The sequence below is a fragment of the Proteus sp. PR00224 genome (genome assembly GCF_016238105.1).
Taxonomy (GTDB): domain Bacteria; phylum Pseudomonadota; class Gammaproteobacteria; order Enterobacterales; family Enterobacteriaceae; genus Proteus.
Genome location: NZ_JAEHQU010000012.1, coordinates 1 through 12,434 on the forward strand (window position 1 = coordinate 1; position 12,434 = coordinate 12,434).

Annotated in this window: 10 protein-coding genes; 9 read left to right on the forward strand and 1 reads right to left on the reverse strand. The window is 34.1% G+C overall.

What is annotated here, in order from left to right; genetic code table 11:
- Positions 1-134 precede the first annotated feature (134 nt).
- Positions 135-641, reverse strand: a complete 507-nt coding sequence (locus tag JEP71_RS16150) for a YlaC family protein (protein WP_198619821.1) — start codon at positions 639-641, stop codon at positions 135-137.
- 455 nt (positions 642-1,096) lie between these two features.
- On the opposite strand from JEP71_RS16150, the gene cspE reads away from it, so the two are divergent.
- The 9 genes from cspE to cheW all read left to right on the forward strand — a co-directional run bounded on the left by cspE (position 1,097) and on the right by cheW (position 12,177).
- Positions 1,097-1,309, forward strand: a complete 213-nt coding sequence (gene cspE, locus JEP71_RS16155; RefSeq protein WP_004243573.1) for a transcription antiterminator/RNA stability regulator CspE — start codon at positions 1,097-1,099, stop codon at positions 1,307-1,309.
- A gap of 110 nt (positions 1,310-1,419) precedes the next feature.
- Positions 1,420-1,614: a protein DsrB gene (gene dsrB, locus JEP71_RS16160; RefSeq protein ID WP_099075784.1), complete on the forward strand. Its 195-nt coding sequence runs from the start codon at positions 1,420-1,422 to the stop codon at positions 1,612-1,614.
- A 403-nt stretch (positions 1,615-2,017) separates the two neighbouring features.
- Positions 2,018-2,716, forward strand: coding sequence for an MgtC family protein (locus JEP71_RS16165; RefSeq protein WP_072068540.1), 699 nt, complete (start codon positions 2,018-2,020; stop codon positions 2,714-2,716).
- A gap of 3,720 nt (positions 2,717-6,436) precedes the next feature.
- The gene (gene flhD, locus JEP71_RS16170) at positions 6,437-6,787 is read left to right on the forward strand and encodes a flagellar transcriptional regulator FlhD (protein WP_072063484.1); all 351 of its coding nucleotides are present in this window, start codon (positions 6,437-6,439) and stop codon (positions 6,785-6,787) included.
- Positions 6,788-6,789: 2 nt separating this feature from the next.
- Positions 6,790-7,371: a flagellar transcriptional regulator FlhC gene (gene flhC, locus JEP71_RS16175; RefSeq protein ID WP_006533207.1), complete on the forward strand. Its 582-nt coding sequence runs from the start codon at positions 6,790-6,792 to the stop codon at positions 7,369-7,371.
- Positions 7,372-7,505: 134 nt separating this feature from the next.
- Positions 7,506-8,399, forward strand: coding sequence for a flagellar motor stator protein MotA (motA, locus tag JEP71_RS16180; protein ID WP_196571556.1), 894 nt, complete (start codon positions 7,506-7,508; stop codon positions 8,397-8,399).
- A gap of 2 nt (positions 8,400-8,401) precedes the next feature.
- Positions 8,402-9,448 carry a flagellar motor protein MotB gene (motB, locus tag JEP71_RS16185; protein WP_198619822.1) on the forward strand — a complete coding sequence of 349 codons (1,047 nt, stop codon included), beginning with the start codon at positions 8,402-8,404 and terminating at the stop codon, positions 9,446-9,448.
- A gap of 95 nt (positions 9,449-9,543) precedes the next feature.
- Positions 9,544-11,655, forward strand: a complete 2,112-nt coding sequence (gene cheA, locus JEP71_RS16190) for a chemotaxis protein CheA (RefSeq protein ID WP_409281710.1) — start codon at positions 9,544-9,546, stop codon at positions 11,653-11,655.
- 21 nt (positions 11,656-11,676) lie between these two features.
- Positions 11,677-12,177: a chemotaxis protein CheW gene (cheW, locus tag JEP71_RS16195; protein ID WP_023581802.1), complete on the forward strand. Its 501-nt coding sequence runs from the start codon at positions 11,677-11,679 to the stop codon at positions 12,175-12,177.
- Positions 12,178-12,434: the final 257 nt, after the last annotated feature.

The window sequence follows — 12,434 nt, forward strand, 5'->3', positions numbered from 1 at the left end:
GCGCATAATAACGATGATATATCAGAGTGTCAACGTTAAAAGTGGATTAAATATCTGTTTGGTTGGTTTATCAACAAAGTGGCTAAATAATAGAAGTTATTCTCCGTGTTTTTGTGTGTAACACGGAGAATCAATTAAGTTTGAGGGGATAATTGTGATGCTGAAATTGATTGTTGTACGGGATCAAATGCCATCAGGTACACATCGTAAAAATGAATTTCTTGTTTTTTATTAATAATCTCGCGAATATCTTCTTTTATTTGTTTAGATATTGCAGGGTGCTGGTGAATTTCATTTATGGCTTCATCAGAGAGTTTTTCAAAGGTATACCATTCACCGTTATAGCAAACTCTCAAATCGAGAACACCAATATCTTCAAATTTATAGATAGGTTTTATATCAAATAACAAGATACCTGCCATAACTAAGAACATGACAGTAAAGAGAACGAGCGAGATAACACCAAAGTAAGGTGAATAAATTAATAACGCAGCGAGCAATATATAAGAGAGAACCATGCTGATACATAACCAGATATGGTTTTTTAAAAACTGACTATTAAAATGTGGTTTCCCGTCTCTTTTTTCTGCTGTATTGATCCGGTCTAAATCACGCTCTAAGATTTCTTTTAATACATTCATTGTAAACACCTTAAGAGATGAATGTTGCAAACTTGTTTCTTATTACTAGATTATCACGGGGACAAGATAAGCGGGTAGAACAGTTTTTTTAAATTCTGGTATTAACTGTTATTGTTAGACCATTAAGAATATTCTTAGTCATTGTTAATAATAGAGATAAAATATCAAATAAATTTTATGCACAGTGATAAAAATAGAGGAAGAATTGTATTTTTAATGTGCAATTCGCATTTTTTTAATCTTTAGACGCATAAAACTATTGCTATTAAACTTGTCTCATGCGTTAATGAGTAAGGCCTCAATACAGACCTGATTTATGATTGACATTCTAAGTTAATGAGTTTTAAACAGCATCGCTTTTTGACCGTTTTCTTCATGTGTGCCCATAAGTTATAGGTAGTTCAGGCCAGTAGATGCCGAGAAGGCAACGTTTTATTGATATATAGGAAAGTCACATGTCTGACAAAATGAAAGGTCAAGTTAAGTGGTTCAACGAGTCTAAAGGCTTTGGTTTTATTACTCCAGCAGACGGAAGCAAAGACGTATTCGTTCACTTTTCTGCCATTCAAGGTAACGGTTTCAAAACTCTGGCTGAAGGTCAGAACGTAGAATTCACAATTGAAAACGGTGCAAAAGGTCCAGCAGCTGCTAACGTAACAGCTCTGTAATTTAAAGCCTTTTAAAAATTTTCTTCAAGCCTGTCACCTTATGGTGGCAGGCTTTTTCTTTATGGGTAAAATAAAGAAAAAGAGAATGATAATATTTATCAGGAGAGAAAATGCAGGTTAATGATAACGTTGTTGTGAAAACTGATGGTATTGACGATCGTGAAGGAACTATCCTACTTATCGAAGAATTTAATGAAGGCATAATGTATTTAGTATCACTCCCTGAATATCCAAAAGGAATTTGGTTTTTTAATGAAAAAGAGGGCGGTGAAGGAACATTTGTTAGACCAATACAGCAAAAGTGACTGACGTTTAGGTACGGTTCATTTACATTTTCAAATCAGCTACTTATACTTTTGCCAAATTTTAGTTAGGAGAAAACATAGTGGAGACAGAAAGTTGTAGGTTAATGATAACTCCATTAACTGAGAATAATTTTATTCAAAATAATAGGTAAGCTGTTTTCTTCACTAAAACTGCTTACCATTTTGGTGGGCAGTGCATTGTAATATTCCTTTCTTATATATTCCTATTATGCACTTACCCAAATAATTTCCCTTATGTCGCTAACATAAGAAGGGTAACTTCATGTGCTACATTTTTTTCTCTTTATTTCCTCCACCTAAGGCGATGAATTAATTTCAACACTCTGAACTATCAGAGCAAAATTTTCATATCGATTTTAATCATCATGTAGAGGAAATAAACATGACGATGACGCCTTATATTTTAAATCTCGTGATTGCAATGTGTCTTGGTGCTTTGATTGGTGCCGAACGTCAATGGCGACAAAGAATGGCCGGTTTAAGAACAAATGCTTTAGTTGCAACCGGTGCCGCTGTTTTTATTTTAAGTTCAATAGAAACTTCGCCAGATAGTCCCGGTCGGATCGCAGCTCAAGTTGTTTCAGGTATTGGATTTCTTGGTGCTGGTGTGATCATGCGTGAAGGAATGAATATACGTGGACTTAATACTGCCGCAACGCTTTGGTGTTCAGCAGGAATTGGCGTGTTATGTGGTTTAGGTTTATATCAATTGGCAACTATAGCAACACTTCTTATTCTTTGTGCGAATATCTTACTACGAGAAGCAGCTCAGCGGATAAACGCTCAGCCACAACATCAAGCAATAGATATAGAACAACGCTACTCAATACGAATTATTTGTCATGAAGAAGATGAAGTTTTGGTTAGAACACTCATTTTACAAGCAATAAATGGATTACATGTTCGATTACAGTCTTTAAGCAGTGCTGATACATTGATGCCTAGTCAGCTAGAAGTGTGTGCTGAATTGCTGGCAACACCTGTCGAGCAAAAAGAGATAGAAGCGATTGTTTGCAGAGTAAGTTTAGAAAAGAGTGTCAGCGCAATTAATTGGAAGATAGCGGCAGAGCATCCTGCTTGATGGATCTTTTCAAGATAATATCTTTCTACTTGAGGCGCCCTATATTAAATATAGGGCGCTTTTTTTGTCGTATAAAGACGAGATAGATATCAAATTACAAAGTTATTTCAAAAGGGAATATGAATATTGATAAAAGTTATAAAGAATATAACTTTGTAACTTGTAAGTAATAGAACTGTCATATTTCAAGCTGTTGTGTCGTCGATTATGTTTATTCATACCAGTCACATATTTTTGTTTGTTCTTAGTAAACCATTCACTTTTGCCTATCTAAACCTCAAGTTATTAAGAGCCTTAGCATAATACTTAATTTAAAAACTCATTTCTCTGATGAGAATAATGAGATCTTAGTCATGAGTTACGTATTATTACTGATATATAGAAATAAAGTATTTTGTTTATGTAATTATTATTTTTGTAACTATTACTTTATGGAATAAAAAATAGAAAAATGTGCTCAAAAAAACTAATTAAAATACGCAATAGGGTGGAATATATTCATTTTCGTTTTAATAAAAACAAACATTTTTACCTAAATTGATTAATGTACAATTATTTGTATTGTGGTTAACCCGTATATAATGAGTTATGAATGAAAAATGTTGAACAGAGTTTGGATGTATTTGACGTTATTTCTCATCTTTATTAATCGCCCTTTTTAGACTGATTTGATTTATCTCTGTTTATTTTGTTTTTAATAAACAGGAAAAACTAAAATCAAGTAAGCGATTGCTCCCCATAGTTTGCTTATTAAATGAGGTAATTAGGAGTATTGTAGGACAAAAAATCGTTATTAAGGGGCTTAGTGCAGTATAGAATTTTGGGAAAAAAGCGGTGTTTTCCATTGATTATATTGGATTTTTTTTTAATACCTAAATTATACTCTCAAATTATTTCAATGTATTTGGCGAAAATTTTATCAATATTTTCTATTGTATTTAATTTAAGTGTGACTTTTTGAGTAATATTTTTAATTTAATCAAATTAGACTTTCAAAAAATGAGGAAGAATTCAGGAAAATGGTGAGTTTAGACCGCTACAGTAAAGCTGATGAATTGCTGTGGTATGTTGTTTGTAATCACTAATCAATTATGAATGAAAACCTTTTGAAAAATTGTAGGATTTTTTGTAAAAGTCATGTAGAAAAATTGATACCAATAAGTAATCTTATAATAAGAGTAGAAAAATCACACCACTCTTTCCATCCAATAAAATAATAATTTCAAAATTATATTGTTTATAAATTTGTCAAGGACGTAAATCTTACTTATTACAGAAGGAGAATTATCTTAGTATGAAATAGATGTGTCATTAGTATTCGCTGTAAAAATATATATAAAAGATAATTGTGGTACTGACCTTTTTCGATTTACCAAAAAAGATAAAAACAACGATAAGAGGTACATTAATTTAAAAAATTGCTGGTATAAAAGGGTGAACAATCATTTCATGTTTACTTACTAAAAACGATGTAACTCATTTCAATAGAACTGAAAGCAATGCATAAAGTATTTGCATTCACCGCATGAATGATCTCAATTATTACTTTTGAAAAATACAGTTACAATATTTTCAAAACCTTTCTTTTCCAAAAATTTAGAACAGTTTAGGTGTATAGAATACTAAGGTCTGTTATTGGTTTTTAAGACTAATCTAATAAATGAGATATAAGTCTTGATTATTTAGATACACCAATATTTTTATTAGGTTTTGATCGAGAGGAAAAGTCTTTTTAAACGCAAAATTACTCATAAAAAAGGTAATAAAATGAGTAAAATTAGTGGTTAGAATAGAAGAATATTTAGAGATATATTTTAGCGCTTTAAGTAAAGATATACCGATATATAAATCTTTATACTCTCCTAAGCCCATCAACATCAACTTTTGTTAAGTAATGGTGTTGTTACTAAGTCAGCACTTTTGGCTCTGTAATGTCTTGATACTTGTGCTAGCTAGGTTAAAAAAAAGAGGCTAACCACATAATAAGAGGAAACGTGAAACAATGCTCATCATTGGTAAGAGTAAAACTAATTACTGATAGGGACTATTTTGGGGCTAAAAGGTAACATTTGATATTTTTTAGTTCGCACTAATGCTAATAGAATAGTCAATGAGATGTTATTTTGATCATATTTGTTTTTCTGTCTTTACATTGAAAAAGTTGATGTGTACAAGTGTTAACTTCAGGTTGTCATATTTGTCATTACAGCCGTTTATTGTGTTGAGATAATGCTGATAACAGGAAAAACAGAATTTATATTTTGCCTTATTATTTTATGAATTAATCACTTTATATTGGAGATCTTGGGATCTTTTTTTATGAAATCGAAATTTATATTTCATAAAATGTCTTTTTTTATAAAAAAAGATGTGTATTTATATAAGATATAAATTATAAATCTGCTTTTTTATTTATATTTTTTACTGGATATTATGTTTTTAATTAATCGTCGATTATTTTATTAATATATATCTATATAAAGAGAAAAATAAGCGGATTTTAATTTGATTTTTTATACTAATAAATTGTGACTTTATTTTATAAAAAAATGATTGTTTTTTTTAATTTAACTTAAGTTAAATGCTATATTATTTTTATATTCCATTTTGAATCGATAATTAAATAACAGTTTTTTTATTTAATTAAATAAAAAGTATTCTTTTGTTTTTATATTAAAATTGTGGCAATTTTAAATTTATATTGTTCATAAAATATACTGTGATTCATAAGTAAAACTTACTTATATGTGGATATTATTTCTTTGTGACTAATTTACAGCCAATAAAACTCTTATTAAGAGTTCTGTAATTTAAGTGTTAAATAGCGCTTAATAATCATTAATTAAATTTTATTATTACAGTTGAAACTTTAATGATGTGGAAATAAATATTCAATGATTTAAGGGTGAAGATGCATAACTAAGAATTTAATTTTATATGACTTATCGTTCTGCTTAATAAATACATCAAGTTATAACATTGATTTTAAAGGATAATTTTTATCGTGAAATAATAAAAAAATTTAGGATAACTATAAATAATTAGAATGGGTTGTTTTTCAAACAAATTGTAAATAAAAAGTGATCATTTCTGAAGGTTTACGTAAATGATGAAAAAAATAATATCTATAGAAATATTTATTAAATTTGGGGGGCTTGTTTAGATAAAGATGAGGAGGAGATATATCAATATATGTTACTGTGATCAAAAAAATCTACAATTTAGGATTTGTCAAATTTTTATGCTGTATTTTTAGATTTATAAGTTTAATAGATCGTATAAAATAAAAAATTATCATTAATATTTTAATTTGGGTAGATTAGCTTATTAATTTACACCATGTTTTATTACTTTTATCACTTGAATAGTTAATGAACTAATTCCATAATAATGATTATCTTTTTGTGATGTGACTCACAGAGTATTTAAATTAGACTACTTTATCCGTTGAATAACTTAATCGTTAAGGAGTAAAGTTGTTGCGTTAGGATTATTCTTAACGAGCTATATTGGCGAGCATTTAAAGTTTACTTTTAATTTAAATGTTTTTTTCGCTACTTTTGAAAATGACCGTAACTAAGTAATACAAGGTAGTGTTACTACGTGTCATGTTCATAAAATGGGGCCTGGAAATTTAATATTACATTTATATTAATTTCCTCGGGATCTTTCATTAGAGAGATCCTCTTTGTTCAATATAATCGGACGGGATGTAAAGAGATGAGTACGGTTGAATTGCTTAAGCATATTTATGACATAAATTTATCGTATTTGCTTTTAGCGCAAAGGTTAATTAACCAAGAAAAGGCTTCCGCAATGTTTCGGCTTGGGATTAGTGACGCGATGGCGGATGCGCTGGCAGAGCTTACATTGCCTCAATTGGTTAAGTTGGCTGAAACAAACCAACTAATCTGTAATTTCCGGTTTGAAGACAGCGAAACAATAGAACAACTCACTAAAGAATCTAGAGTGGATGATTTACAACAAATTCATACTGGTATTCTTCTTTCTTCTAACTTGTTTCGTCAGTTATCGGAACAAGATACTACTGCGACAAAGAAGCGGGCATAACAATGAGTGAGAAAAGTATCGTCCGAGAAGCGAAAGATATTCGCTTAGCAATGGAATTAATCACCTTGGGTGCCCGCTTGCAAATGCTTGAAAGTGAAACTCAATTAAGTCGGGGGCGTTTAATTAAATTATACAAAGAATTAAGAGGGAGCCCCCCTCCAAAAGGAATGCTACCATTTTCAACGGATTGGTTTATGACATGGGAACAAAATATCCATTCCTCAATGTTTTATAACGCTTATCGCTTTTTATTAAAAAATGGCGGTTGTGTTGGTGTTGAGGCTGTTGTTAAAGCTTATCGTTTATACTTAGAACAATGTCCGCCTGTTAAAGATCAAGAACCTATTTTAGCACTAACAAGAGCATGGACATTAGTACGCTTTGTTGAAAGTGGCATGTTGCAACTTTCTGTTTGTACCAAATGTAATGGTTCATTTATTACACACGCACACCAACCAGCTAGCAATTATGTTTGTAGTCTTTGCCAGCCACCTTCTCGCGCAATAAAAAAACGTAAACTTTCCGCCAATCCTGCCGATATTAACTTACAACTGTTGGATGGTCTTGAACAGTTTGCAATGTGATTCGAGATTGAAAGTTAAATATCAGGTTATAGAGTTTAGTTATCTATAACCTGAGCCGTTTCCTCTCCCCCTCCTATCTCTTGCTGCTATGTTCGCCATTCTCTCTATAACGAAATTAGCTAAAGGGATATCGCGTGTTAGTACTCTTAGGATATATCGTGGTGATTTGTGCTGTCCTCGGAGGGTATACCCTCGTCGGAGGTAGTTTAGGCGCATTATATCAACCAGCCGAGTTTTTAATCATCTTTGGTGCCGGCATCGGTGCTTTTATTGTAGGTAATAATGGTAGAGCAATTGTATCAACAATGAAGATCCTACCAAAATTACTTCGTAGCACAAATTACAATAAAGCGATGTACATGGATTTAATGGCACTGATGTTTCGTTTATTGTCAAAAGCGCGTCAAAACGGGATGTTGGCATTAGAGAGAGATATCGAAAACCCACAGCAAAGTGATATTTTTTCTCAGTATCCCCGCATTATGAAAGATGCTTATATGCTTAGCTTTATTACGGACTATATGCGCCTGATGGTGACAGGGAATATGAACCCTTATGAGATTGAATCTCTGATGGATGAAGAGATCGCAACCTTTGAAGAGGAAAGTGAAGTACCCGCTTTAGGTTTGTCAACTATGGGTGACTCATTACCAGCATTTGGTATCGTTGCCGCCGTTATGGGGGTTGTAAATGCGTTAGGTGCTGCGGATAGGCCTGCTGGTGAAATGGGGGCTTTAATTGGACACGCAATGGTTGGTACTTTCTTAGGTATTTTATTAGCTTATGGTTTTATTTCACCATTAGCTTCTCGAATTAGACAACGCTCTAGTCAACAAATGAAAATGATGGAGTGTATCAAAACAACATTGTTATCTAGCATGAATGGATATGCGCCACAGATAGCAGTTGAATTTGGACGTAAAACCCTCTTTCTGGCAGACAGACCTTCTTTTGTTGAATTGGAAGAACATGTACGTCAGGTACGGACACCGATGCAGGCAAATCCTGATGCAATGAAAGAAGAGTAATCATGAAGAGTAATTCACAAATCATTCGAGTTAAAAAGCGAGGGAGAAAACAACATAACGCTCATGGTGGTGCATGGAAGATAGCTTATGCTGACTTTATGACTGCAATGATGGCTTTCTTTCTGGTGATGTGGTTACTTTCAATCGCTAGCCCTCAAGAATTAACTCGTGTAGCCGAATATTTTCGTACGCCATTAAAAGTTGCTATTGAGAAAGGGCGATTTAGTGGGGATGCAACCAATCCTATTCCTGGAGGAGGGCGTGATCCTGTCTATAACGAAGGTGATATTTTGCCAAAAGGCCAGGAAGATAAACAGCTCAATGAAAAGCAACAATTCCGTCGTTTAAAAGACAGTTTAGAGCAAGTCATTTTAAATGATCCTCGGTTAAAAGATCTGAAGCCTCATTTATTAATAGACATGATGGATGAAGGGTTACGAATTCAGATTATAGATAAAGAAAGCCGACCTATGTTTAGAGTCGGTAGTGCCACCGTTGAACCTTATATGAAGGATATTTTGACGGCAATAGCACCTATTTTAAATGACACGCCATACAAAATCAGTTTATCAGGTCATACCGATGATATTCCTTATGCAAGTGGCGCTTTAAAATATAGTAACTGGGAACTATCAACAGATCGTGCGAATGCCTCTCGTCGAGAATTAATTGGTGCAGGATTGAGTGAATGGAAAGTGTTGCGTGTTGTAGGTATGGCATCAACAGTTCATTTAGTTAAAGAGGATGGTTTTGCGCCTGCTAACCGACGGATCAGTATTTTGGTCTTAACGAAGCAAGCAGAACAAAAAATTGTACAAGAAAATGAGCGGGTTGCACCGACAGTAACAGAGACTTCAGAAATTGAACCTCTACTTTCAGGGCAAGAAACCCCACAAGAAAAAGCAGGAAACACACAGACGGGTTCGTCTGTGTCTTCTGCATCTGAGCTTCCCGAATCAAAAAAGGAAAATGTTGAAACAGGAGTTTCTGGGGAAAGTTTGCCATCACAATCGACAAATATTACTACAAAGCAGGGAACAGCACCCTAATTTGTTAGTAATCGCGTAAAGGTGAATGAGTAACGATGGATATTACTGAGTTTTATCAAACATTTTTTGATGAAGCAGATGAGTTGTTAGCTGATATGGAACAGCATTTACTGTTACTTGATCCTGCAAATCCAGATCAAGAACAGATGAATGCGATTTTCCGTAGTGCACACTCCATAAAAGGAGGAGCTGCAACATTTGGCTTCGTTAAACTTCAACAGACCACTCATGTGCTTGAAAACTTGCTCGATAGTGCAAGACGTCATGAGATGGCGCTCACCGACGACATTATTAACCTGTTTCTGGAAGCGAAAGATATTATGCAACAGCAATTGGATGCACATAAAAACTCACAAGAACCTGATGAGGAAACATTTAACTATATTTGTGAGAAGTTGCGTCAGCTGGCTCTCGATGTAAAAGAAGAACAATCCGCTCCTCACGTTGAGGCTGTTGCTGGATCTGAAGCTTCAGACTCACAGGCCACAATGACTGAAACTCCTGTTTTGTCATCTGACGCTGAAAATGTGCAAAGTGAAGCCGTAGAAACCATGGTCGAAGTCGCATCGACGATGGCGGCTGATGGACATTATTATCATCATATTATTTTGTCTGATCTTAAAGAGACAGATATTGATTTAATGCTTGATGAATTAAAACATCTTGGTGAAGTTAGCCAAGTTGAAAAACAGCATCATGGTCTTGAAGCAATATTGAAAACCACTGCAACAGAAGAAGATATCAGCGCTGTACTTTGTTTTGTGATTGAACCTGAACAAATCTCGTTTAAAAAAGTGGCTGTTGCAGAAAAAAACACAGTTACAGAAGAAAGTACAACATCTGTTGATGATGCTCATGTTGAAATCCAAGTTGAGCAACCAGCGCCTGTACAAAAAACCGTTGCTGAAAAAGTGACGCCATCGGCAGAACCTGCTAAAGCACCAGCAGCATCGGCAGCACCAACGAAAAGACCTGTTGCCGCTGCTGCACCGAAAACAGAATCAAGCAGTATTCGTGTTGCCGTTGAAAAAGTTGACCAATTAATCAACTTAGTGGGTGAGCTGGTTATCACTCAGTCAATGTTGGCACAGCACAGTGGTAGTCTTGATCCAGCAATATATAGTGATTTACTAAGTTGTATTGCTCAGCTACAGCGTAATTCTCGTGATTTACAAGAATCTGTTATGTCAATTCGTATGATGCCGATGGAGTATGTTTTCAGTCGCTTCCCTCGAGTTGTGCGTGATGTTGCAGGTAAAATGAATAAGAAAGTTGAGCTAAACATGATTGGTAGCTCAACAGAACTTGATAAAAGCTTAATTGAAAAAATTATCGATCCTTTAACTCACTTAGTGCGTAACAGTCTTGATCACGGTATTGAAATGCCCGCTGATCGTGTTGCGGCGGGTAAACCGGAAGCGGGGCAATTAACCCTGTCTGCGGAACATCAAGGCGGTAATATTTGTATTGAAGTGACTGATGATGGTGCTGGATTAAACCGCGAACGTATTTTGAAAAAAGCGATTTCCTCTGGGCTTGCTGTTTCTGAAAATATGAGCAATGAAGAAATTGCTATGCTGATTTTTGCACCCGGTTTCTCTACCGCAGAAGTAGTAACAGATGTTTCTGGTCGCGGTGTGGGTATGGATGTTGTAAAACGAAATATCCAAGAGATGGGTGGTCAAATTCAAATCAGTTTTGAAGTGGGTAAAGGAACGCGCATTCGTATTTTACTTCCACTGACATTAGCAATTTTAGATGGTATGTCCGTCAAAGTTCATGACGAAGTCTTTATTTTACCATTAGGAACGGTAGTCAGTTCTTTACAACCGGAAGAAGACGATATTTATCCATTGGCTGGCGATGAGAAATTATTGCAGGTCAGAGGGGAATATTTACCACTGATTGAACTGCATCGTACTTTTAATATTGAAGGCGCTCAAACTGATATTACCCAAGCAATTGCGGTTATTGTTCAGAGTGCCGGACGTCGTTATGCTTTATTGGTAGATCAATTAGTTGGCCAGCATCAAGTTGTTGTTAAAAATATAGAAAGCAATTACCGAAAAGTTCCTGGTATATCTGCTGCAACAATTATGGGCGACGGTAGTGTGGCTTTAATTCTTGATGTACCAGAATTGCAACGTTTAAGTCATACACAAATGACGAATAAGAAAAAGAATACAACTGCAAGCGCAGTCATTTAATAGTGAGGATAAAATAAGATTATGGCTTCGGAACATTTCGAGAAATTATCCGGTGAAACTGTTGGACAAGGATTTCTAATTTTTACGCTGGGCGATGAAGAATATGGAATTGATATTTTAAAGGTTCAAGAAATTCGCGGATATGACCAAGTTACACGTATTGCTAATTCACCTAGCTTTATTAAAGGCGTAACTAATTTACGGGGCGTTATTGTTCCGATAGTTGATCTGCGTATTAAATTTTCACAAGAAAGTGTAACTTATAATGACAATACTGTTGTTATTGTGGTTAACTTATTAAATCGAATTGTAGGAATTGTTGTTGATGGCGTTTCTGATGTTCTTACGCTAAAACCAGAGCAGATCTGCCCCGCGCCAGAGTTTGCGGTCACAATGTCTACTGAGTATTTAACAGGTTTAGGTACTTTAGATGAAAGAATGCTTATTCTTGTGGATATTGAAAAATTACTCAATAGTGAAGAAATGGAATTAGTCGATAGCGCAACAATTCAAGCTAAATAAGTTTTGTTTTTTTAAAAATAATCTAAATACTGTTCCGGTAATTTTGCCGGAATAGCTATTTCTATCTTTTTTTATTTTATTAGCGAGTGCTAAAGCATTAAATTAACTTTAAGTAAAATTAAAAGATAAAAAAGAACTAATAATTTTAGTTAAGTTCTATTTTATTATTTATCAACTTATAAGTAGCTATCACCTAGCTATAATATTTTTCTACTGACGGAAATAACTTTAAAGTTTTTTATACTTATAATTTTAAT

What these genes read in the sequence shown, in the direction of transcription:
- cheW (WP_023581802.1), top strand. Translation starts at nt 11,677, where the DNA reads ATGGCTTCGGAACATTTCGAGAAATTATCCGGTGAAACTGTTGGACAA.
- flhC (WP_006533207.1), top strand. Translation starts at nt 6,790, where the DNA reads ATGAGTGAGAAAAGTATCGTCCGAGAAGCGAAAGATATTCGCTTAGCA.
- JEP71_RS16165 (WP_072068540.1), top strand. Translation starts at nt 2,018, where the DNA reads ATGACGATGACGCCTTATATTTTAAATCTCGTGATTGCAATGTGTCTT.
- flhD (WP_072063484.1), top strand. Translation starts at nt 6,437, where the DNA reads ATGAGTACGGTTGAATTGCTTAAGCATATTTATGACATAAATTTATCG.
- cheA (WP_409281710.1), top strand. Translation starts at nt 9,544, where the DNA reads ATGGAACAGCATTTACTGTTACTTGATCCTGCAAATCCAGATCAAGAA.
- dsrB (WP_099075784.1), top strand. Translation starts at nt 1,420, where the DNA reads ATGCAGGTTAATGATAACGTTGTTGTGAAAACTGATGGTATTGACGAT.
- motB (WP_198619822.1), top strand. Translation starts at nt 8,402, where the DNA reads ATGAAGAGTAATTCACAAATCATTCGAGTTAAAAAGCGAGGGAGAAAA.
- JEP71_RS16150 (WP_198619821.1), bottom strand. Translation starts at nt 641, where the DNA reads ATGAATGTATTAAAAGAAATCTTAGAGCGTGATTTAGACCGGATCAAT.
- cspE (WP_004243573.1), top strand. Translation starts at nt 1,097, where the DNA reads ATGTCTGACAAAATGAAAGGTCAAGTTAAGTGGTTCAACGAGTCTAAA.